This window comes from Bacillus sp. ISL-55, assembly GCF_018613155.1.
GTDB lineage: Bacteria > Bacillota > Bacilli > Bacillales > Cytobacillaceae > Mesobacillus.
This window is the reverse complement of the sequence record NZ_JAGGQU010000023.1, coordinates 33,303-55,085: the sequence shown is the minus strand read 5'-3', so window position 1 is coordinate 55,085 and position 21,783 is coordinate 33,303. Positions and strand designations below refer to the sequence as shown.

Genomic DNA, 21,783 nt, shown 5'->3' with positions numbered 1-21,783 from the left:
AAGTCAATTACAAATCCGGCGCCATTGGGACGCCGGAATATGCTTATGCACTATACGTATTAGATTCGTTCTTTTCTTCCTTAATAGCATTCAGGATCTTCCTTGTTTCAACTACGACCACTCCAGACAAGCCGAGCAGGCCGATCAGGTTCGGGAAGGCCATCAATCCGTTCATGACATCGGCCACACCCCATACAACTTCAAGCTGGGAAATTGCTCCGATGAATACAGCAACGACAAACGCGATTCGGTAGTAAAACACGACATTCTTGCTGAACAGATAGGAGAAGCATTTTTCACCGTAATAAGACCAGCCGATGATTGTCGATGATGCGAAGAACAGCAATCCAACCGCGACAATCACAGAACCTGTCTGGCCAAGGAACTTGCCAAATGTTGCTGATGTCAGGTCGGCTGCCGTTGTATCACCTGTGTACAATCCGCCCATTACAATGGTAATTCCCGTGATGGAACAGATGACGATCGTATCAATGAATACCTGAGTCATCGACACAAGTGCCTGGCGTCCAGGAAGGTCCGTCTTGGCTGCTGCAGCAGCAATTGGTGCAGATCCAAGCCCAGCTTCATTGGAGAACACGCCACGGGCTACACCCATGCGGATGACAGTTCCTAGCGCCCCTCCGGCAACTGCTTCTCCAGTAAAGGCATCTGTAAAAATAAGTGCAACTGCTGCTGGGACGAGATCAAAGTTCATAATCATGACCACAAGGCCAGCAAGAAGATAAAATGATGCCATTACTGGGACGAATAAAGCAGTGACTTTTCCGATACTCTTAATCCCGCCAATCAATGCAAGAGCCGTAAAGATTGTTAATACAAGCCCCGTAACCCAGGCGGGCACAGAGAAAGTCGACTGTACGACGCTGGCTACTGAATTTGACTGCACCAGGTTGCCGATTCCGAAAGCCGCAATCGCACCAAACAATGCAAATAAAACACCAAGCCATTTTTGGCCAAGACCGCGTTCCAGGTAATACATTGGGCCGCCTGACATCTCTCCATCCTTATCTTCAACCCGGTATTTAACGGCTAAAACAGCTTCCGCGTATTTTGTGGCCATTCCGAAAAATGCGGTTATCCACATCCAGAACACGGCACCAGGTCCGCCTGTGAAAATTGCTGTTGCGACACCTGCGATATTACCAGTACCAACAGTTGCAGCAAGCGCCGTCATCAAAGCCTGGAAATGAGAAATATCCCCTTCAGACCGTTTGTCCTGTTTTTTTGTAAAAGCTAGCTTCAGTGAATAAGGCAGCAGCCTCATCTGCAGAAAGCCAATGCGGAAGGTGAGGTAGATTCCGGTCCCAACAAGCAAAGTCAATAGTGGGGGACCCCAAACCCAGCCGCTGATCTTTCCAATCCAATCTTCAAATGTCATGATGCTCCCCCTTATAAAATTATATTCGAAAAATGTTCTTCAACAAGAATATTCTGATAATTAGTGGTAAGTCAAGTGATATCCATTAGGTAAAACTTAGTAATTCAGATAAAATCACGTTTAAGTATTGACGTAAAGGTGTTTTGATGGTTCCCAAAATATTATTCACTTTTGAAATTTAAGGGAGAGGCAGTTATAAAAAAGTGGCAATATTTTTCACAATACTTGCATGAAGTGATGGCAATCGTGGAAAATGTTACTTAGGAGGCAGGCAATGAGAGGTCTGCAAAATGAGTAGGAAGACACTAGGAGGAGAAAACATGGGAAGTTCAAAAAAGTTTTGGATGGGCATGGTGTTTGGCGCGTTGGCTGGGGGAGCGGTTACCCTTTTGGAAAAAACGACACGCCAGGCTGTAAAAGAGGATTTCAGCAAGATATCCAGCGGTGTTTCGTATGTTGTAAAAAACCCAAATGAGTTTATTGATGACCTGAAAGAAACAGCGAATAAAGTAAGGGCAACAGTGGAACAAGTAACAGAGGACGTTGCTTTTATCACCGAAAAGGTTGAAGAAATAAAGGATGTACCGCCTCAGGTTACGGATTTGGTCAAAGATACAAAAGAGACCCTGAGAAAGATAGCGGCATCCGGACAAACACCGCAACATATAGATGAAGAATGATGAACTGACAAGCCCCAGGCAGGAGCGTGGAAAGCGTAAATGAGGTGAATGGATGGTTGATATATCATTTTTCAGGCATATGTGGCAAAGGATTCAAGAGGATGATGTTCCGGCACTTGCCGCGCAGCTTGCATATTTCTTTTTGCTTTCCTTGTTTCCGCTTTTGATTTTCCTGGTAACGCTTGTTCCATATCTGCCAATTTCAGAAGTGGATATCCTTGGTTTCTTTGATGACTATGCACCTGGCGATTCAATGGATTTAATCAAAAACAGCCTTGAGGATATCATGCAAAAAGACGGCAAATTGCTGAGCTTTGGATTATTGGCAACAATTTGGTCAGCCTCGAACGGGATCAATGCGATTGTAAGGGCGTTCAACCGTGCGTACAGGGTAGAAGAAACCAGATCCTTCATCGTAAGCAGGTTGATGGCGATCTTTTTGACATTTGCGATGATCTTTGTGTTCCTGGTCGCTTTGATCCTTCCCGTATTTGGAAAAGAAATTGGAAGCTGGCTGTTTGCGAATTTTGGGCTGAAAGAGGAATTCCTTTACGTCTGGAATATGCTTCGCTGGGTGATCAGCATTTTGATTTTATTCATTGTCTTTCTTGGTTTGTACTGGATTGCACCCAACAAGAAGCTGACCTGTGTCAGCGGCATACCGGGCTCGATTTTCGCTACAGGAGGATGGGTGCTCGTATCTATCGGATTCTCCTACTATGTCAGCAACTTCGCTTCCTACACCGCCACATATGGAAGCATCGGCGCAATCATCGTCCTGATGATCTGGCTCTATCTATCCGCGTATATCATAATAATTGGCGGGGAAATCAATGCCTATTACAGCGAAAAGAAAGCAGGGTGTTGATGGCATTCTTTATCCTGAAATTACCTCAGGTAACGTCTGTAGTTTTTGCAGAAGATACTGAAGAGGAGAGCTCCTCATTACTTAGTTAATTTTAACACTTTGATTAGTGTCCAGCTCCAGCGCCTAGCCCTCGAGACGTTTCGGTCCGCCCAATGAAGTCAAAAATCGACTTCACTGGTCGGCCCTCCAACGCTTGTCGGGGCTGAACAAGGCGCTTGCGCTATTCTATTTAAGGGGGAATTCAGGATGACAAAGAAAACGAAGAAAGACGGAAGCACCAAGCAAAAAGGCAAAAGCAACCACAGCCAAAAAACATCCGGTTCAGCAAACGGATCAAACGGATATCACTAACACCATGCGCCCCCATTCGGAGGGCGCTTTTATCATTTTTTCTAGATAATAGAGTGACCTGGAGACAGTGTTCGTCATCAAAGTCATGACGGACAGAAAATGCCGAAACATACGAAAAATGCACGTCATCAGGTGACATAGAAGCATAAAAAACTCCCGCCGGATTAACCGGCAGGAGCAAGCTTGATTGATTTTATTTCAACAATCTCAAACTATTTAAAATAACCAGGATCGTGCTTCCTTCGTGGCCGATGACTCCGTATGGGAGGTCGAGCAGCTGCAGGAAATTCGATGCAATCAGCACCATGATTACCAGGATGGAGAATACGACATTTTGCTTGACGATCCGATTCATGCGGCGGGACAGGTTGATGGCTTCGGCGATCTTCGGCAGGTCGTTTTTCATCAGCACCACGTCTGCCGTTTCCAGAGCAACATCTGAACCTTCGCCCATTGCGATGCCGACATTCGCGGTTGCAAGCGCTGGTGCGTCATTGATGCCGTCTCCGACCATGGCAACCTGGCCGTATTGTTCTTTCAATTTCTTCAGTTCCTGAACCTTTGTTTCTGGAAGACATTCAGCAATATATCCTTCCACATGGCTTTCGGCAGCGATTGCTTTTCCGGTGTTTTGGCTGTCTCCTGTGAGCATGACAGTGTAGATGCCTTCTGACTTCAATAGGTCGATTGCCTGTTTTGTTTCTTCTCGGACAACGTCTTTCAGTGCCATCAACCCTGCCAGCTGACCATTCCGCTCGATAAAAACAATCGTTTTTCCTTCAGCGGCCAGTTTTACTGCAGCGCCGCCTGAAAATGCTTCAGCGGCAGATCTTCCGACAAAGTCAGCTTTTCCGATTTTCCAATCCTCATTTTCAAAATGAGCCTTCACGCCCCAGCCTGATACATCCTCGATGCTCTCTGGATGAACAAGGGCTTTACCAAGCGTATCTTTGGAGTGTTTGACGATTGCGTTAGCCAGTGGGTGGTTGGAGTGGCTTTCAATCGATGCTGCTTTTAGCAGGACATCATCAGAATCCAGCCCCTCAGCTACAATCACATCGGTTACTTCCGGCTTGCCTTTTGTCAAAGTCCCGGTTTTATCAAACGCGATTGCTTTTAGATGACTGAGGTTTTCCAGGTGGACGCCGCCTTTAAACAAGATGCCGTGCTTCGCGCCATTCGAAATTGCCGACAAAGTAGCAGGCATAATCGAGGCAACGAGTGCGCAAGGTGAAGCGACAACAAGCAGGATCATCGCTCGGTAAAACGTCTCCGTCCAGCTCCAGTCCAGCAGATAATGTGGAACAAACATCATCAGCACCACTACTGCCAGAACGACCTTTACATACGTGCCCTCAAACCGTTCGATGAACAGCTGGGAGGGGGATTTTTCACTTTGGGCGTTCTGGACTAGCTGGATTATTTTTTGAAAAAGCGTTTCATCATTTCGTTTAGTGATTTCAACGGTAAGTGATCCGGTCAGATTGACCGTACCAGCAAATACATCGTCGCCTGAGTCCTTAGAAACCGGAATCGATTCCCCCGTGATGGCAGCCTGGTCAATCGTAGTCTGTCCCCTGGCAACCTTGCCATCTGAGGGGATTCTTTCACCGGGCTTCACCAGGATCATGTCGCCAATTTCCAGTTCCGAAACATGTACTCTTTCTTCCACGCCATCAGCAATTCTCAATGCTTCCTCTGGCTGAAGCTCCATTAAAGAGGAAATTTCCTTATGGCTTTTGTTCATCGTATACGTTTCAAGCGCTCCGCTCATTGCAAAAATGAATATCAAAATCGCGCCTTCTGTCCAGTATCCAATAATGGCCGAGCCAATCGCAGCGAAAATCATCAGCATTTCAACGTTCAATTCCTTGTCTTCGATCGTGGCTTCTATGCCTTCCTTCGCTTTTGCAAAACCGCCAATTACATAGGCAAGGATAAAAGCGATGACAGATGCTGTTTCTGAATCTCCCTTGCTCAAAATCCAGCCAGCAACAATCAGAATCCCGCTAATGCTTGCGGCGATCAGTTCTGCGTGAGGCTTGATTTTCTCTATAAAGCTTACTTCTGGGACCGAGTTCTGTTTTGCTAACGCGCTTGCTCCCTGTGCCATCCTTTTCTCCTCCTTTAAATCTCTAAATGATACTAATAATCACAATCATTACCCTTAAAAAACACGAAAGCTGCCACCAGAATGGTGACAGCAGAAATCCAAGTCAAAAGATACATATTGTGTTCACTATTATGTTACCATACAATATATGCTTTTTGAAAGAATAATGCGTCTGTCTAAGGAGATAGTTTGATGACAACTAAAGACTTTTTTACACACCCGCTTGGAATTGCTGTTTCGGCTGCAGGGGCGACACTCCTATGGGGGAGTGCATTCCCGTTTATTAAATTGAGCTATATCAGCCTTGATATCAAGCCGGAAGAAATGGGTGAGCAAATGCTGTTTGCAGGATACCGTTTCCTGCTTGCCGGGCTGCTGATCCTGATCATGTTCTTTCTTTTAAAAAGGAATATGAAGTTCAGGCCGGAGACGACAAAGTCGCTTCTGAAAATTGGCCTGTTCCAGACATTCCTCCAATATGTCCTGTTTTATATCGGACTTAGCTATTCAACCGGAATCCAGGGTTCGATCATTGCCGGGACCACTTCGTTTTTCCAGATCCTGCTTGCGCATTTTCTTTATCCGGATGACAGGATGAGCCGATTGAAGGTTGCGGGATTAATGGTCGGATTCACCGGTGTTATCTTCGCCAATTGGCCAAGTGGGGATTATGAAATCAGCTTTGGCATCGGTGAAATACTGTTGATGGGAGCGATGATGGCTGGTGCTTATGGAAATATACTCGCTAAGCAGGGCAGCGGGAAAATGGAGGTCATTTATTTAACGGCCTACCAGATGATTTTGGGCTCGCTTGGTTTGATTGCAATTGGAGCCTTTTCAGTCGGACTTGCTCCATTTGATTTCGACCTTAAATCAGGCTTGATGCTCCTCTATCTGGCATTCCTTTCAGCCGCAGGCTTTATCTTATGGAACAATGTCATGAAATATAACCAGGTCGGCAAGGTGTCACTATACCTGTTCCTGGTCCCTGTATTCGGTGTGATTTTATCAGCATTCCTACTAGACGAACCATTAAATTATTTTGTCATAGCCGGATTAATATTTGTGGTGGTCGGAATCGTTCTTGTCAACCGGCCTGCACGAAAAAGAAACAGCCTCCCTGCGAAATAGGGAGGCTGTTTTGCATTGTTTGGAGCTGGTGTTTCTTCTTACACAGAGTTTGCCTGCTGTGGCTGACTATCATGCCGGACCGCTACAAGAGCAAAGAATATCAACAGCAGCATCATGCTGATTACATAAAAGAAACTGATGCCTTTAAGCCATTGGATTGCCAGCCCGCCAATGAATGGACCGCTGATGCTTCCAAAGCTGAAGAAAATGCCGCACATTAAATTGCCTGCCGGCAGCAGCTGTTTTGGCAGCAGGTCTGCCATATAGCTAATCCCAAGAGAGAAAGTTGATCCGACAAGGGTTCCAGCTAAAAAGAAGCAAATTAGCAGCCCGGTTGTTGAATTCTCAAGCAAACCGGCGGCGGTAAAACTGATGAAGCCGGCTAGAGTAACGACGATCAAGACATTCCTCCGGCCGAGCTTATCACTCAATATGCCTAACGGGAGCTGTGAAAGAATCCCGCCGATTGCAAAGGCCGGAAGCAAGAGTGCGACCGCATCGACGCCGATTCCCGATCTCATGGCATAAACAGGGAAGTTGCCATTAAGGCTCGCCTCTAAAAATCCGTAGCCAAATGGGGGCAAGAACGCAACCCAGGCATATTTAAAAACTTTTCCAAACCTTTTCATTGTCCCGAAAAAGGAAGTACTGTCCGTATCATGTTCGGGATGCTCGTTTTTCAGCAGCCAGACGGTCAGCCAGGCGGCTAGGCTTATGGCAGAAGAAATGATGAAAGGCAGGGTCGTGTTTATTTTTACAAATCCAGTCATCAAAGGACCGGCAGCGAACCCCAGCCCGAAAAACAATCCATAGAGCGATATATTCCTTCCAAGGCGATCTTTAGGTGAAAAGGAAGTGATCCAAGTCTGCGTCGCAAAGTGAAGCATGTGGTCGCCAATTCCGATTGCGAGCCTTAGCAAAAACCAGAACCAAAAGGACTTCCATAAAGGAAATAGCGCAAGTGAGATGGCTACGGTAAAGCCGCCAATGAGAATGATGGGCTTGTAACCAAATCTTCGGAGAGGCGCTTCCATTAATGGGGAAGCAATCAGTATCCCTAAATACAAGCCTGTGGCATGAAAGCCATTCATCGATGACGACACGCCATCCTGTTCGAAAATAATTGCAATCAATGGAAGCAGCATTCCCTGTGAAAATCCTGAAATCGCGACTATGCTGACTAAAATCCAGAAACGAAGCTTCATACTTATGTTCATAATAATAAAATCTCCCTAAGTACTTAATACTCTTTAGATGTTAACGATATAAAATTTTATGTGCAAATGTTTTTATTTTTATTTATGTAAAAAATAGTGTAATCTCATGATAAAAGTCAAAACTAGCTATTTATACTAGAGGTTGCCATAGGGGGAAAGTAATATGGAATTTAAAATGAAACCGGATGTAGGTTTTTTTACAGAAGCAGGCTTTGGAAGGCTGGATGTTGCCGGTGACGAGCAATATGGTTTCAGGCCCTACCAGCTGCTCGTGTCATCAGTTGCGGTATGCAGCGGCGGAGTTCTTCGCAAGGTACTGGAAAAAATGAGAATGGACATCAAGGATATACATATCCAGGCTGATGCTGAACGTGTCGAAGAGGAAGCGAACAGAGTAAGCAAGATTACCGTTCATTTCCGTATTTCCGGCAACAATCTTGATGAAAAGAAAATCGAAAAGGCCATGGTGTTGACGAGGAAAAATTGTTCAATGGTCCAGTCGGTAATTGGGAGCATCGAGGTAGAAGAAACGTTTGAAATCATTCAATAAATGTTCTCAAAGGCGAGTTACACCTTTAGCTCAATATGCTATAATGAGCATGAGAATTTACCTGTATTAATATAATAGAAACAATGAACTCTGTTCCGGGAGGACAGAGTTCTTTTTTCGCTGTCATAGGAAGATTCCTTGAGTGTTCCAGGGCATTATAGACATTTCAAGCAAAGCAGCAGTTGAAATATTTTAATGGACATTTCAAGCCAGATAAGTTGTTGAAATGTCCAAGAAGTGGTGTTTAATGGACATTTCAAGGCAAGAAGGCCGCAAAAATGTCTAATAAAAGCAGTCTTAATAGAACCTTTAGGCACAGCCTAAAGTACTTGATAGAACGGTTATATAAGAAGGAGATTATTTAATATGGCATTTGTTTATCGCACTTTTTTCTATATCATCGGGTTAATTATTCTATCTTTTGGAGTATCGATGACGATTAAGGCTGGATTGGGCACCGGTGCTTGGGATGCACTCAATGTCGGTTTATCAAAAACTGTGGGGCTGACACCTGGAAGCTGGGTGGTAATCGTGGGGATTATCATGATTTTCATCAATGCGGCTTTAGTTAAAAGACGCCCGGATGTAGCAGCAATTATCACCCTGCTGATCACAGGTGTGCTGATTGACTTCTGGCTACTGCGTGTGTTCGAAGACTTGGTAGTTACCGGCTATGCAAAGCAATTTGGAGTCTTTGTTTTAGGAATGGTAGCCCTAAGCTTTGGACTAGCGGTCTACCTGCAGCCGAAATTCCCGTTGATCCCTATCGACAATTTCATGATGGCATTAAGGGAACGGTTCGGTCTCAACCTCATGGTAGCCAAAACACTAGGTGAAGTGTTTGCCCTGTCTGCTGCCTTCATTTTCAAAGGACCAATCGGCATCGGAACATTAATTGTAACTTTTGCGATCGGCCCGCTGATTCAATTGTTCTATCCTTATTGTGAAAAACTTTATAATAAGCTGCTCACATCTGCTCGATAATCTCGAGGCTCTGTCTATAAAAACAGAGCCTTTTATTATGTTAAAAACAACAACTTTCCAAAATGCATCTTAAACTTTGGATAAAGTTTATGAACTCCGAAAACACTATAAACAAACTTATAAGTTTCCTGTAGTGAAAGGAGAAAACAACACCAATGAAAAAAGCAGCAGCTATCCTTGTGATGACGATGGTTTTCATGATGTCCATTTTAGCGCCTGGCTTTGCTGAAGAAACAAAGACGAAAAAGGCTCCGCAGCCAAAGCAGGCTGAAAAAGCAAAGTATACCATTCCTAATTCTGTCATGAATATCACGAAGGACAACACTTACCCTAACCCGATGGAGGATTTGCCTTTCCTTCAGCCAAGCGAGCTTACGAAGAACCTGATCAAAACATCAAAAGTGAAGATTGAGAACCCGGATTTAATTCGGATGCTCAATGAAACGACCATTAACAGCACTCCTTTTGCAATCGGCTATCGTGCGATTGTTTATCTTGGAGAATGGCCGTTGAATTATGTATCCAGTGAAACTTCCCCAAACTGGGAATTTCAGAAAATCAATACGAACTACTATGATAATCGCGGCGGAAATTCTATTTATCAAATTCATTATGTTCAAGAGCAGCAAAAAACTGTTAAGGGTGGCTTGACGGCAAAAATCAAGAACGCTGAAGATGTGCAAAAGATGATGCTTTTAAAAGCAGCTAATAAAACAGGATTACCACTTGCGTTTGAAACAATAGTCGGCGCTGGTACGAAAAAAGACCATATCTATAATATCCAGCCAAAACGCCTGGGTTATCTGTATGCCTACGCACCAGCCATCAATGAAAAAGGCAAAGTGACCTATGGCGAGGTCTACTTGATGCTAAAAGGTAGCAAGAAATTCATAGTCGTCAAAAATGTTGTCTCGCAGGGGATTGGTGCATGGATTCCGGTTCAGGACCATGTAAGCTTCGGTTTTGTATCCAGCGAAAGACCAAGATAAATAGAAGAAGATAGCCTTATTCCTTTTAAAGGAGTAAGGTTTTTTAATCTTTTAGGCAATTATTGGGGCTGAACAAGGCGCTTGCGCATTTCTTTCGGTAATTTTTTCCTCTTGACAAAAGGTAGATATATCCTGTTTAACACCTGTCCATGCCGGGAATTAGTTAGACATAACCAAATAAAACACCAAACATTAAAGGAGGAAATATATTATGTCTGAAAATATTCTTTCAAACAACCAGAATTCACTGGGGAACAATTCAAACTCATACAATATGGACAACAACATGTACACTTCTTCAAGGGAGAATGCTACGTACGATACAACAACTGGTACAACAACATACGCAAGCACAACATCAGGTGATACGTATTCAAACAATACCTCTATGGGCGGCTACTCTAACAGTTATGGAGTAAGTTCAAATAACTCAACCTCGTCAAACGGCAAGCTCATGAAAGGAGTCCTCATTGGTGCTGCTATCGGTGGTGCATTGACTTTGCTTGATTCGAATACTCGCTCAAAAGTGAAGGACAAGGCTGTCAATGCAAAGGACACGTCAATGAATGTGTTCAGCGAGGTTAGGAACAATCCTTCTGACGTGAAGGAGCAAATGATGGGGAGCTTTAAAGAAGCATCCAGCATCCTAAAAGAAGCCATCAGTGATGCGCAAAACCTTTACCAGCGCCTGAATGAGGATGTATTCAGCAAGGTGAATGAGGCAAAGTCCAATTCTTCCGAAGCTATACAAACAGTGATGGACGCTAAGGATGAACTTAAGGAAGTTGGATCAAAAGTGAAGGAAGCAGGTTCTACTGCAATGGACAACCCAGTGGTTAACTCTGTATCTGAATCAGGTTCTTCATCCTCAAGTTCAAACGGCGCTGCTGATGCATATGCAACAGGCATGGAGAGCAAACCGTCTGATACAACAGGATTAGGTAACACTTCTAATGCCTTCACTGTATCACCGGAAAACCAGAAGAATGATAACAACCGATAAACCGATGAACCAGTCCTGATTTCCAGGACTGGTTTTTTATTGTCACTAATCCCATTTATTTGTCTGTTTTCTATCTTGCTTAAAGGGGTATTTAATAATAGAAGAGGATAGATAGGGAGGACAAAGTCAATGGATAAAGAAATGAAACCACGCTCGAACAGGTGTGATTATGATAGAGAAACAGCTACAGGTAAAATAGCGATGGCGGCTTCGGCACACCCGATCGCCACTGATGCCGGGGAGAAAATCCTCCGTGAAGGCGGCAATGCGATTGATGCGGCCATCGCCATCCAATTTGGACTGAATGTCGGCGAACCAATGATGACCGGCATCGGCGGCAGCGGCTTTTTCATGGTCTATCATGCCGAAAGCAAAACAACGAAAATTTTTGATGGCCATACAAGGGCACCGAAAGCGGCACATCCGGAACTTTTTTTAGATGAAAAGGGAGATGTTGTCCCTTTTAAAGTGAGATCAACAAATGCGACAGGAGTAGGTGTACCAGGAATCCTGAAAGCAATGGAAGCGGCAAGGAAGGAATACGGAACAAAGCCGCTTGCAGAATTGATCGAACCGGCTGCACAGGCCGCTGAAAAAGGCGTGGAGGTCAACTGGGTGATGGAAGAAATCCTCAACACCTTTGATTACCGTCTCGGTGAGCACGCGAAGGAATTGTTCCAGCCTGGAGGAAAGTCCCTAAAGGAAGGGGATGTCTATCAGAAGGAGCACCTCGCGAAAACATTCCGTATCCTTCAGCGTGATGGAATCGAGGCATTCTATGAAGGTGAGATTGGCGAAGCGCTTATCTCTACACTAAAAGAACTTGGCGGGATCATGGAAATGTCAGATCTCAGAGATTATGAAATCACAATTGATGAACCTGTCTGGGGGACGTACCGAGACTACAAAATAGCTTCCTCCAATATGCCAAGTGCCGGCGGAACAACAATGCTGCAAATTTTAAAACTGCTCGAGGGATTTGACCTCAGCAAGTATGATGCGAAATCATGGGAAAAATATTATTTATTTACAGAAGCAATGAGGATTGCTTTTACAGATAAAATCGCTTTTTCAGGCGATCCTGAATTTGGGGAAATCCCGTTAAAAGGATTGCTAAGTGAGGAATATCTTGCAGAAAGGCGCAAACTGATTAATTTCGAACGCAGGAACGATTCTGTCGATTTCGGAAACCCATGGGCCTATATGGATGGAAAAGAAATCAACGTGGTCCGACAGCCTTTCGAGCCTGAAAAGGAAAGAAGTGAAACGACCCATTTCACCGTCATGGACAAATGGGGAAATATTGTCGCCTGCACGTCTACCGTTGAACACCCATTCGGTTCCGGGATCATGGTAAAGGACCATGGTTTTGTATTAAACAACGAACTGACGGACTTTGATGCGGTCCCAGGTGGTTTGAATGAGGTTCAGCCAGGCAAACGTCCGGTGAGCTGCAAGACACCGACGATTGTGTTTAAGGATGATGAACCTGTATTGACACTTGGATCCCCAGGAGGTCCGACGATCATCGGGTCGGTATTCCAAACACTCGTCAATGTTCTTGATTTTGGGATGGACCTTAAAGATGCTATTGAAGAGCCAAGAATTTTCAATAGTACAGGCCCGCTCATTGGCTGGGAATCTGGAATCAGCATGGAGGCGAAGGGGGAATTGGAATCGATGGGATTCGAGTTCGCCGATGGACCATTCCCGCTTGGCAATGTCCAGGCAATCAAGATTGATCGTGAAAAAGGCCTCATATATGGAGCGGCAGATTCTAGCCGGGAGGGGAAGGCTACTGGTCTTGATGAATAGCTAGGTTCAAAAGAGAAGCAGGCTGGTAATAATTCAGCCTGCTTCTTTTATTTAGGCTGTTTTCGTAAAGATTTTTGTTAAAATCCTAAAGCCGATTTTAACGTAATATATACCTGTTTTGGCGGTCGGTATATAGTTTGATTGCTCTTTTCTCATAAAGAGCGTCTACTTTTACGAAGAATTACAGCTATTCAATCCAATTTGGTGTTCAATAGTAGCAAAGTTTGAGAAAAGAGCCTTTATTTATTAACATTTTCCAGGGTGTTGGTCTTCGAATCTGATTTTTTTATGACGGAAATGCTTCCATCAGTTTCTAGAACGACAGCTTCCACCTGTTCCATCGAGCTGATGCCGCTTGAACGTGCTGCCTGGAGAATTTCAACTTCCAAAACACGCTCTTTTACTATATTTTCTTTTAAATATTTCCCTTGATAAAAAATCAATTTCGGATCTGATTTGATTAGCTTCTTGAAACCATCTGATCGGATGGACAGCCATGCTACCAAATACTGAAGGGCAATTAGGATGAAGAAGGCGGAGATTCCTTCAACGAGAGCCACATTTTTATTCAAGAGGATGGTTGCTAAGGTTGAACCTAGCGCGACTGTTACGATTAAGTCGAAAGCATTCATTTTGGATAACGTTCTTTTGCCGGAAACTCGCAGCAATAAAACAAGAGAGGAATAAGCAAGCACACCGACAATCAGTGTCCGCCATACCGCATCCCAGGAATTAAAGAGCATATGATCACCTCATATATGTTTTTTCCTAAAAAAGCATGGGCAAACATATGGAGAAAGGGGAATACTATCCAATAGATGTGTTACTCCTTATCTTTAAGGCCATTCAGTAACGATATGACGTGATATTGCATAATTCCCCATTTTTAGGTAGGATGTTAAAGGTACTGAAAGGAGCGAGAATTTTGGGAAGTTCGATAAATGATAAAAATACGCAGGTTGTATTTCTGAAACAGCGTTTGGATATGTTCGCTGAGTTGCTTGAAGCAATTGATCCGGTAGAAGCGGACCTTGAAGATATTGACCGAATGATCCAGATCGTCGAAGAAATGGACGCAAAATGCCGCGAATTCAAGCATCGCGATTTGTAAAAAAGACCTTTTTGATGAGGTCTTTTTTTTGTGTTCAATAATACTTGTCGGGGGGGCTGACCAAGACGCTTGCGCTTTTCTTTGTCTAGCTGCGGCTCCTAACTCCTCGAGACGTTTGTCTAGTGTCGCCTCCTAGAAACTCCGAANNTATACTTTTCGATTTCGGTCCTGTCAATGAAGTCAAAGAACGACTTCACTGCCAGGCCCTCCGAGGCACACGATGTGCTAGACCCGCCAGCCACAGGACGTGGCGTTTTTAGGCGGGCAACGCTTGTCGGAGTTGGGCAATCGCCTCCGCTTTTCTTTGTCCAGCTCCAGCGCCTAGCCCCTCGATCGTTTCGGTCCGCCCAATGAAGTCAAAGAACGACTTCAATGGTCGGCCCTCCAACGCTTGTCGGGGCTGGACAAGGCGCTTGCGCATTTCAGATTTGTAAACGATTCCACTTTCTGTCTTTAAATCGAAAGATGATAGGAGTATAATGATATCGGAGAAATTGTTATAAAATTTTCACATATAAAGAGCTAGAAAGACAAGGGGAGAGGGGTAGTCAGATGAATATCGAAAAGTTTCAGGAAAGCATGTACCAGCTGATTGTTGAAACATCCACGAACCTGCCGAAGGATGTACGAAGGGCAATTAAAGCGGCGGCTGAGCGCGAGAACGCGGGAACCCGTTCGGCGATGAGCCTTGATACGATCACGAATAATATTAAAATGGCTGATGACAATGTATCACCAATCTGCCAGGATACGGGCCTGCCAACCTTCAAAATCAAAACTCCAGTTGGTGCCAATCAGATTGAAATGAAAAAAGCGATTTACAATGCTATTGCGCTGGCTACGAAGGATGGGAAATTGCGTCCAAACTCCGTTGATTCACTGACAGGGGAAAATAGCGGCGACAATCTTGGCGGTGGAACTCCTGTCATAAAATTCGAGCAATGGGAAAAAGATTATATCGACGCACGCTTGATTTTAAAGGGCGGCGGCTGTGAAAATAAAAATATCCAGTATAGCCTTCCAGCTGAGCTAGAAGGACTAGGACGCGCTGGCCGTGACCTGGATGGCATCCGTAAATGCATCATGCACTCGGTCTACCAGGCACAGGGACAAGGCTGCAGTGCCGGTTTCATCGGTGTTGGTATTGGCGGCGACCGTTCTTCCGGTTACGACCTTGCGAAAGAGCAGTTGTTCCGTACGGTTGACGATGTCAATCCGCATGAAGACCTTCGCGACCTTGAAGAATATGTAATGGAAAATGCCAACAAGCTTGGAATCGGAACGATGGGCTTTGGCGGCGAAACAACCCTTCTTGGCTGCAAAGTTGGTGTCATGAATCGTATTCCTGCTAGCTTCTACGTATCTGTAGCATACAATTGCTGGGCATATCGCCGTCTAGGTGTAGCGGTGGATCCCGAAAGTGGAGAAATCCAGGAATGGATGTACCAGGAGGGCGAGAAAATCGACTTCGCACAGCCTGCAGTCCAGGAAATCGCCGCAGCAGTTGAAGCACCGGAAGAACAAAATGTTGTTACATTGACTGCCCCAATTACAGAAGAGCAAATCCGCCAGCTTAAGGTGGGGGATGTCGTAAAAATCGACGGAATGATGTATACCGGCCGAGACGCAATCCATAAGTATCTGTCAGACCATGATTCGCCTGTTGACCTGAATGGCCAGGTCATCTACCATTGCGGTCCAGTTATGCTCAAGGATGAGGAAGGCAACTGGCATGTGAAGGCGGCAGGACCGACAACAAGTATTCGTGAAGAACCTTACCAGGGAGATATTATGAAGAAGTTCGGCATCCGCGCGGTCATCGGCAAAGGCGGAATGGGAGCAAAGACGCTTGCTGCTTTGAAAGAACATGGCGGTGTTTACCTGAACGCAATTGGCGGAGCTGCTCAGTACTATGCTGACTGCATCAAATCCGTAGAGGGCGTTGACCTTATGAATTTCGGTATCCCGGAAGCAATGTGGCACTTAAACGTAGAAGGCTTTACAGCCGTTGTAACGATGGACTCACACGGAAACAGCCTGCACGAGGATGTTGAAAAATCATCCCTTGAAAAATTGTCACAGTTCGCTGATCGAGTATATAAATAAAACGAATGAAAGGAGACTCGCTTTTTAAGAGAGTCTCCTTTTACATTGCCTAGCTTGTGTAAGATGTTTGTTTAGTGTCATCCCGGCTGACTGGACTCCGGCACCGACATCGTCATCGGTCAGGGCAAAAGCGCCTCAGCATTTCTATTTCTTCTCTTTGGCCAGTTGGTTACGATCTACATTGCTTGGCTGCCTTTCCATCCATTCATTTTCGATTTGGATATTCCCGCCATCTTCCGCGAAATTTGCTGTCTCCAATAAGAATCTTGCATATGTTGCCCCTAGATCATGCCTTGGACTTACTGCCATAGAATCACCGAAGTTTCGCACCTTTGCTGAGGACAGGTTTGAAATATGGAAGAGCATTAGCTTATCTGAGTACGGAGCTTCAGTCGATTCGGTAATCATGAACTGGCTTGGGATTGAAACAGGCAGGTCTTCTTTGTACATGATCTGGGAAAGTGTGTTGTGCTGTTTGATATTGATTTTTTTTCCGCGCAAGAAATAATTCCTTACATCTTCATTCTTTGCAACCTGGCTGAACCCCATGACCAGAATGGTCTTGATTGCATTCACCTGGATATTCAGGAACAAATGAGTGATTTCCATAGCAGATAGCGGTCTTTTATCGCCAAAGTAGCCATTAAAAAAGCTTTGCTTTTCAACAAAGGAAGCCTCTTTCATTGTGGGGATGGACGGAGCCCTTACATGCAACCCTTTTTCCAGCATCATTTCTGTTACCTTATTGGAAAGGTTTAGGCTGGAAATATGGAAATCTGTGATGGAATGGCGCAGGTCCATCTTCGAGAAACCAGGCAAAGCTACACTATAATAAAGAGCACCGTATTTTGCCATCATATCAAGATAGTTCAGGTAAAAGCTGTCCGAAAAGAACCTGGGCGCATCCGCATTCACATCCATCTCCAATGAAAATCCCAAAGGGACAGCCATTCCTTCATCTTGAAAGAGCTCCTTCAATTTTGTGAGAATATCCCTGCTCAATTGGTCCGCAGTTACTAGACAGTCTTTTATCTCCGCATCATCCACGTTCAATAGAAAATGTTTGAACATACATACAGCCATCGAGTTAGCCATGTATATATTCCACAGGTTGCCGATTTCCCCGGACGTCCAATCGATTTTTTGTTCTTCCGACATAATGTTCTCCTTAGTGTTTGGTATTTTTACTATTAGCTTCTCAAAATGAAATATACTTATAAGAATTTTTTTTACCGACTGACAAACAATAAGGAAAAACATCAATGGAGGCACATCATGAAGACGATTGTTAAAGTATTGCTTACGTCTGCGCTGCTGCTCTTGATTACCTTGCCGGTGACAACGGGTGCGGAGGAGAACTCAAACTCACCAATGCACTGGGGGTTCAAGAAGGGCCGCAACGGCAGGCAGGCAGATGCAGGCAGGATGTTTGAGGTCATCCTTGAGGACCATGAAGCAGTTTATAAAGGTGACAAGAATTCGAAGGATATCTACTTAACGTTCGATAATGGTTACGAAAATGGTTATACCGAGAAAATCCTGGATATTTTAAAAGAAGAAAAAGTTCCCGCGGCTTTTTTTGTGACAGGACATTATCTCGAAAGCGCTCCGGAGCTGGTCGCCAGGATGGCAAACGAAGGCCATATCATCGGCAATCATTCATGGCACCACCCAGACATGACGAAAATTAGCGATGAGAAAATCAAAAAGGAACTGGAAATGGTCAGAGCTGAAACAGAAAGAATCACCGGGAAAAAGCATATGACGTATTTGCGGCCGCCGCGCGGGATTTTCAGCGAAAGAACGATGGCAGCGGCGAAGGAAGCCGGATATACCCATGTATTCTGGTCACTCGCGTTTGTAGACTGGAATACTGACCAGCAAAAAGGCGCGCAATATTCATATGATAAAATTACGTCGCAAATCCACCCGGGTGCAGTCCTGCTGCTTCACACCGTATCAAAGGACAACGCAGACGCACTGGGAAAAGTAATCAGGGATTTGAAAGAACAAGGCTACAATTTTAAAAGCCTTGATGATTTGATGCTTAGCAAGAGCGGAATGAAAGACCCGATGTTGTATTGATAGGGGGGTCCCGGTACTCATACTTGTGCCGGGACCTTGTCTTTATTGGATGATCCACGCGTGGGGTCTCAGTCTGAATTGGAAAAAAACCACGATAATTTCCAATTCGCTATAAAAATGAATATTTCGCTATAAAAATTTAATTTTCGCTATAAAAATGAAATTATCGCTATAATATTTTATTTTTCGCTATAAAAAAGATATTTTCGCTATAAAAATGACTCCCCCCCCCATTTTTGAAAAAATTAAACTAGATAAATACACCTTTTCTTTGGTACAGCCACAATATTTCGTATAAAATCCTCGGAAATGCTATAATACGGGGAAAATACTTAAGGGCGGTTTGTGTATGTGGGAAGAAAAGGTGGCTGTTTCCGGGCCATATGATTTTGAACTTGCTTTAAGCAGGCTTGCGCTTGATCCTTTGCATTCAGTTGATATCGAAAAACGTCTGGTGAGGGTGCCGCTTGTATTAAAAAATAAAAAAATCGTCGCTGAGGTCATCGGGACCGGTTCTCTGGAAAACCCAGAATTCCTTATCCGTGCTGAAGCCGATAAAGAAGTGACGTTAAAGCGTTTAACTGAGATCTTTCAATGGAATGTGAAGTTGATCCATATCCATGAGCATTTCCAGACGACTGAGTTAAAAAACTTGTTCAATGAACATTACGGTACTCCGCTCGTCCTGGAATTTGATCCGTTCTCGAGTTTGCTCAAGAGCATTATCCATCAACAGGTCAATCTTAAATTCGCTTTTACTTTAACAGAACGCTTTGTAAAAACATATGGCGAGGAGCTGGATGGCGTTTGGTTTTATCCGTCGCCTGAAAAAGTGGCGCAGCTTTCGGTTGAAGAACTGCGTGAATTGCAATTCAGCGGACGGAAGGCAGAGTATGTGATTGGAATCGCGGAACTGGCAGCATCGAAACACCTTGATTTTGAAAAAATGAAATCAAAGCCTGATGCAGAAGTTGCCCAGGAATTGATCAAAATCCGGGGAGTTGGTCCGTGGACGGTTGAAAACTTCCTGATGTTCGCACTTGGAAGGCCGAATCTGTTCCCGATGGGGGATATTGGCATCCAAAATGCGCTGAAGAAATACTTTAACCTGGATGAAAAACCGACTCCAGCACAGATGGAAAAGTATAAAGAACCATGGAATCCTTATTTAAGCTATGCTTCGCTCTATTTATGGAGAAGCATTGAATAATTGGAGTGAAGTTTTATGAAAAAAGAGCAGCAAACCCAAAGAAATCAGAAATTCAATCAGGATAAAGGCCAGCAGGTAAGTAAGGATCAGCATAAGAAAACTGGACAGCATGTAAGCAAGGGTCAGTATAATAAAAAAAGCCAGCAATCGAACAGAGACCAGCAAACTGCGAAGCTGGAGCTGAAGCAGACCTTCCCGCTGACAATCAAGCGGCTTGGCATCAATGGTGAAGGTGTCGGCTATTTCAAGCGACAGGTCGTGTTTGTGCCGGGTGCCCTGCCGGGTGAGGAAATCGTCGCGGAGGCAACAAAGGTCCATCCTAAGTTTGCTGAGGCGAAAATCAAGAAAATCCGTAAACAATCAGAGCATCGGATCAAGCCGCTATGTCCTGTATACGACCAGTGCGGCGGCTGCCAGCTCCAGCATTTGCACTACGATCAGCAGCTCAATGAGAAACGCGACATTGTCATCCAGGCATTGGAGCGTCATACAAAGCTGAAGATCGATGCCCTAGAGATCAGGCCGACGATTGGGATGGAAAATCCATGGGGCTACCGGAACAAGAGCCAATTCCAGGTTGGCGAGAAGGATGGAAAAGTTCTGGCCGGCCTATACGGCTTGAATTCCCACAACTTGATCAATATCGAGCAGTGCGCGGTCCAGCATCCGGCTACGACGAAAGCGACCGAAGTGGTAAAAGGCATTCTTCAGGATTTGAAGATTCCGATTTACAATGAGAAAAAGCACAAAGGACTCGTGCGGACAATCGTGGCGAGGACTGGGGTCCAGACTGGCGAGCTGCAAATTGTCCTGATTACGACCAAGAAGGAGCTTCCGAAAAAGGACATCGTCATCCAGGAAATTAAGAAGCGTCTGCCTGAGGTTAATTCGATCGTCCAAAACGTAAACGGAGAAAAAACATCGGTCATTTTTGGCAGCGAAACCGCTACGTTAGAGGGCAGCGATTTTATCCAGGAAACACTTGGCGATCTGCAGTTCGAATTATCGGCGCGGACGTTCTTCCAGCTGAACCCTGAACAGACTGTAAAACTGTACAACGAAGCGAAATCAGCCGCTATGCTGACAGGCAAGGAAAAGCTTGTTGATGCGTATTGCGGTGTTGGGACAATCGGACTGTGGATGGCCGACAAGGCTGGCGAGGTTCGCGGAATGGATGTCATTCCGGAATCGATCGAGGATGCAAAGAAAAATGCCCTAAAACACGAAGTCAATCATGCCAGGTTCTATATGGGTAAAGCCGAAGAACTGCTTCCGAAATGGCTGAAGGAAGGCTGGCGCCCGGATGTGATTGTGGTAGATCCGCCTCGTACCGGCTGTGACCAGGAATTCCTGAATACAGTGTTGAAAATCAAGCCGAGAACCTTTGTGTATGTATCCTGCAACCCGTCAACGCTTGCTAAGGATATCACGACACTGGGCTCCCAATACAAAGTTGAATATATCCAGCCTGTGGACATGTTCCCGCACACTTCACAGATTGAGAGTGTCACGAGACTGGTACTCAAATAATGAAAGCGCCGGCCCTGATTGGGGCTGGCGCTTTAACGTATATTCGATAAACCTTTATTAATGAAGTTGTTAATAATTTGAGCCATTTCCTTAGGTGTTTTATCCATCCCGTTTTCCACCCAATTTTTAATGACATAAATACTGCCGCTGACAACAAAAATATTTATATAATCAAACGTTTCAGTATCGAACTGTTTTTCAGAAAGCCAGTTTTTAAAAATGTATTCCTGGGTGATCATCATCCCTTTCTTCTGAAAGTGGACATCGCTATTTTCGCTTAGAAGAGTTTGGCATACGTCGGGTTTCTTTGCAATATACTCAAGAATCTTCTCTGTCATCAATAAAGCTTCTTCTTCTTTTGAAAAATTGTACTGGTTAAGTGTTGAAACCATGTCTTCAATGAATTCTTCCTCAATTGCATTCAGCAGGTCATATTGACTGGAATAATGAGAGTAAAATGTGGAACGATTAATGTCTGCCAACTCACAAACTTCTTATATCGTAATGTTTGAAATGGGCTTATTTTTCAATAATTCCATCAGACTTTCCTTTAAAACCATCTTTGTATACTTTTTTCGCCGATCCATTGCTCAACACACTTCCTTTATCTGTAAAATAGTGAGTTAACCAACATATAATAG

19 protein-coding genes are annotated in these 21,783 nt (G+C 44.4%); 13 read left to right on the top strand and 6 right to left on the bottom strand.

The features are described 5' to 3' along the window. Positions 1 to 43: 43 nt before the first annotated feature. Positions 44 to 1,399, bottom strand: a complete 1,356-nt coding sequence (locus tag J7E32_RS12735) for an alanine/glycine:cation symporter family protein (RefSeq protein WP_214907845.1) — start codon at positions 1,397 to 1,399, stop codon at positions 44 to 46. A 320-nt stretch (positions 1,400 to 1,719) separates the two neighbouring features. Here J7E32_RS12735 and J7E32_RS12730 point away from each other — a divergent pair, with 320 nt between their 5' ends. Together J7E32_RS12730 and J7E32_RS12725 are read left to right on the top strand one after the other, a co-directional pair. Continuing rightward, entirely contained in the window at positions 1,720 to 2,079 is a 360-nt protein-coding gene (locus J7E32_RS12730; RefSeq protein ID WP_214907843.1) for a YtxH domain-containing protein, read from the top strand. A gap of 52 nt (positions 2,080 to 2,131) precedes the next feature. Continuing rightward, complete coding sequence (locus tag J7E32_RS12725; RefSeq protein ID WP_214907841.1) at positions 2,132 to 2,947, top strand: YihY/virulence factor BrkB family protein; 816 nt, start codon at positions 2,132 to 2,134, stop codon at positions 2,945 to 2,947. A 544-nt stretch (positions 2,948 to 3,491) separates the two neighbouring features. Here the strand turns inward: J7E32_RS12725 and J7E32_RS12720 are convergent. Next, positions 3,492 to 5,411 (bottom strand): heavy metal translocating P-type ATPase, encoded by a 1,920-nt coding sequence (locus J7E32_RS12720; protein WP_214907840.1) that lies wholly within the window; start codon positions 5,409 to 5,411, stop codon positions 3,492 to 3,494. 192 nt (positions 5,412 to 5,603) lie between these two features. Between J7E32_RS12720 and J7E32_RS12715 the strand changes: the two genes are divergently transcribed. Next, positions 5,604 to 6,542 carry a DMT family transporter gene (locus tag J7E32_RS12715; protein WP_214907838.1) on the top strand — a complete coding sequence of 313 codons (939 nt, stop codon included), beginning with the start codon at positions 5,604 to 5,606 and terminating at the stop codon, positions 6,540 to 6,542. A gap of 38 nt (positions 6,543 to 6,580) precedes the next feature. Here the strand turns inward: J7E32_RS12715 and J7E32_RS12710 are convergent, their stop codons facing one another. Next, positions 6,581 to 7,759 carry an MFS transporter gene (locus tag J7E32_RS12710; protein WP_214907836.1) on the bottom strand — a complete coding sequence of 393 codons (1,179 nt, stop codon included), beginning with the start codon at positions 7,757 to 7,759 and terminating at the stop codon, positions 6,581 to 6,583. Between the two features lie 163 nt (positions 7,760 to 7,922). Between J7E32_RS12710 and J7E32_RS12705 the strand changes: the two genes are divergently transcribed. The 5 genes from J7E32_RS12705 (at position 7,923) to ggt (ending at position 13,100) form a co-directional block, all read left to right on the top strand. Continuing rightward, entirely contained in the window at positions 7,923 to 8,309 is a 387-nt protein-coding gene (locus J7E32_RS12705; protein ID WP_214907834.1) for an OsmC family protein, read from the top strand. A gap of 366 nt (positions 8,310 to 8,675) precedes the next feature. Continuing rightward, complete coding sequence (locus tag J7E32_RS12700; protein WP_214907832.1) at positions 8,676 to 9,293, top strand: YczE/YyaS/YitT family protein; 618 nt, start codon at positions 8,676 to 8,678, stop codon at positions 9,291 to 9,293. Positions 9,294 to 9,448: 155 nt separating this feature from the next. Beyond that, positions 9,449 to 10,282 carry a YfkD famly protein gene (locus J7E32_RS12695; protein WP_214907830.1) on the top strand — a complete coding sequence of 278 codons (834 nt, stop codon included), beginning with the start codon at positions 9,449 to 9,451 and terminating at the stop codon, positions 10,280 to 10,282. A gap of 211 nt (positions 10,283 to 10,493) precedes the next feature. Further along, complete coding sequence (locus tag J7E32_RS12690) at positions 10,494 to 11,285, top strand: YtxH domain-containing protein (RefSeq protein WP_214907828.1); 792 nt, start codon at positions 10,494 to 10,496, stop codon at positions 11,283 to 11,285. Positions 11,286 to 11,414: 129 nt separating this feature from the next. After that, positions 11,415 to 13,100: a gamma-glutamyltransferase gene (ggt, locus tag J7E32_RS12685; protein WP_214907826.1), complete on the top strand. Its 1,686-nt coding sequence runs from the start codon at positions 11,415 to 11,417 to the stop codon at positions 13,098 to 13,100. A gap of 239 nt (positions 13,101 to 13,339) precedes the next feature. On the opposite strand, the gene J7E32_RS12680 is transcribed toward ggt, so the two are convergent. After that, a complete protein-coding gene (locus J7E32_RS12680) occupies positions 13,340 to 13,843 on the bottom strand; it encodes a DUF421 domain-containing protein (protein ID WP_214907824.1) in 504 nt (167 codons plus the stop codon). A 182-nt stretch (positions 13,844 to 14,025) separates the two neighbouring features. Here J7E32_RS12680 and J7E32_RS12675 point away from each other — a divergent pair, with 182 nt between their 5' ends. Next, entirely contained in the window at positions 14,026 to 14,211 is a 186-nt protein-coding gene (locus J7E32_RS12675) for an SE1561 family protein (RefSeq protein WP_214907822.1), read from the top strand. A 552-nt stretch (positions 14,212 to 14,763) separates the two neighbouring features. Beyond that, complete coding sequence (locus J7E32_RS12670) at positions 14,764 to 16,317, top strand: fumarate hydratase (RefSeq protein WP_286183145.1); 1,554 nt, start codon at positions 14,764 to 14,766, stop codon at positions 16,315 to 16,317. A 144-nt stretch (positions 16,318 to 16,461) separates the two neighbouring features. Here J7E32_RS12670 and J7E32_RS12665 read toward each other — a convergent pair whose 3' ends face one another. After that, a complete protein-coding gene (locus J7E32_RS12665; RefSeq protein WP_214907820.1) occupies positions 16,462 to 17,475 on the bottom strand; it encodes a DUF3231 family protein in 1,014 nt (337 codons plus the stop codon). A 117-nt stretch (positions 17,476 to 17,592) separates the two neighbouring features. On the opposite strand from J7E32_RS12665, the gene pdaA reads away from it, so the two are divergent. The 3 genes from pdaA (at position 17,593) to rlmD (ending at position 21,142) form a co-directional block, all read left to right on the top strand. Next, positions 17,593 to 18,402 (top strand): delta-lactam-biosynthetic de-N-acetylase, encoded by an 810-nt coding sequence (pdaA, locus tag J7E32_RS12660; RefSeq protein WP_214907818.1) that lies wholly within the window; start codon positions 17,593 to 17,595, stop codon positions 18,400 to 18,402. A 349-nt stretch (positions 18,403 to 18,751) separates the two neighbouring features. Then, entirely contained in the window at positions 18,752 to 19,612 is an 861-nt protein-coding gene (locus J7E32_RS12655) for a DNA-3-methyladenine glycosylase family protein (RefSeq protein WP_214907816.1), read from the top strand. A gap of 15 nt (positions 19,613 to 19,627) precedes the next feature. Further along, complete coding sequence (rlmD, locus tag J7E32_RS12650) at positions 19,628 to 21,142, top strand: 23S rRNA (uracil(1939)-C(5))-methyltransferase RlmD (RefSeq protein ID WP_214907814.1); 1,515 nt, start codon at positions 19,628 to 19,630, stop codon at positions 21,140 to 21,142. 32 nt (positions 21,143 to 21,174) lie between these two features. Here rlmD and J7E32_RS12645 read toward each other — a convergent pair whose 3' ends face one another. Further along, positions 21,175 to 21,624, bottom strand: coding sequence for a TetR/AcrR family transcriptional regulator (locus J7E32_RS12645; protein WP_353654047.1), 450 nt, complete (start codon positions 21,622 to 21,624; stop codon positions 21,175 to 21,177). Positions 21,625 to 21,783 lie beyond the last annotated feature (159 nt).

What these genes read in the sequence shown, in the direction of transcription:
- J7E32_RS12735 (WP_214907845.1), bottom strand. Translation starts at nt 1,399, where the DNA reads ATGACATTTGAAGATTGGATTGGAAAGATCAGCGGCTGGGTTTGGGGT.
- J7E32_RS12730 (WP_214907843.1), top strand. Translation starts at nt 1,720, where the DNA reads ATGGGAAGTTCAAAAAAGTTTTGGATGGGCATGGTGTTTGGCGCGTTG.
- J7E32_RS12725 (WP_214907841.1), top strand. Translation starts at nt 2,132, where the DNA reads ATGGTTGATATATCATTTTTCAGGCATATGTGGCAAAGGATTCAAGAG.
- J7E32_RS12720 (WP_214907840.1), bottom strand. Translation starts at nt 5,411, where the DNA reads ATGGCACAGGGAGCAAGCGCGTTAGCAAAACAGAACTCGGTCCCAGAA.
- J7E32_RS12715 (WP_214907838.1), top strand. Translation starts at nt 5,604, where the DNA reads ATGACAACTAAAGACTTTTTTACACACCCGCTTGGAATTGCTGTTTCG.
- J7E32_RS12710 (WP_214907836.1), bottom strand. Translation starts at nt 7,759, where the DNA reads ATGAACATAAGTATGAAGCTTCGTTTCTGGATTTTAGTCAGCATAGTC.
- J7E32_RS12705 (WP_214907834.1), top strand. Translation starts at nt 7,923, where the DNA reads ATGGAATTTAAAATGAAACCGGATGTAGGTTTTTTTACAGAAGCAGGC.
- J7E32_RS12700 (WP_214907832.1), top strand. Translation starts at nt 8,676, where the DNA reads ATGGCATTTGTTTATCGCACTTTTTTCTATATCATCGGGTTAATTATT.
- J7E32_RS12695 (WP_214907830.1), top strand. Translation starts at nt 9,449, where the DNA reads ATGAAAAAAGCAGCAGCTATCCTTGTGATGACGATGGTTTTCATGATG.
- J7E32_RS12690 (WP_214907828.1), top strand. Translation starts at nt 10,494, where the DNA reads ATGTCTGAAAATATTCTTTCAAACAACCAGAATTCACTGGGGAACAAT.
- ggt (WP_214907826.1), top strand. Translation starts at nt 11,415, where the DNA reads ATGGATAAAGAAATGAAACCACGCTCGAACAGGTGTGATTATGATAGA.
- J7E32_RS12680 (WP_214907824.1), bottom strand. Translation starts at nt 13,843, where the DNA reads ATGCTCTTTAATTCCTGGGATGCGGTATGGCGGACACTGATTGTCGGT.
- J7E32_RS12670 (WP_286183145.1), top strand. Translation starts at nt 14,764, where the DNA reads ATGAATATCGAAAAGTTTCAGGAAAGCATGTACCAGCTGATTGTTGAA.
- J7E32_RS12665 (WP_214907820.1), bottom strand. Translation starts at nt 17,475, where the DNA reads ATGTCGGAAGAACAAAAAATCGATTGGACGTCCGGGGAAATCGGCAAC.
- pdaA (WP_214907818.1), top strand. Translation starts at nt 17,593, where the DNA reads ATGAAGACGATTGTTAAAGTATTGCTTACGTCTGCGCTGCTGCTCTTG.
- J7E32_RS12655 (WP_214907816.1), top strand. Translation starts at nt 18,752, where the DNA reads ATGTGGGAAGAAAAGGTGGCTGTTTCCGGGCCATATGATTTTGAACTT.
- rlmD (WP_214907814.1), top strand. Translation starts at nt 19,628, where the DNA reads ATGAAAAAAGAGCAGCAAACCCAAAGAAATCAGAAATTCAATCAGGAT.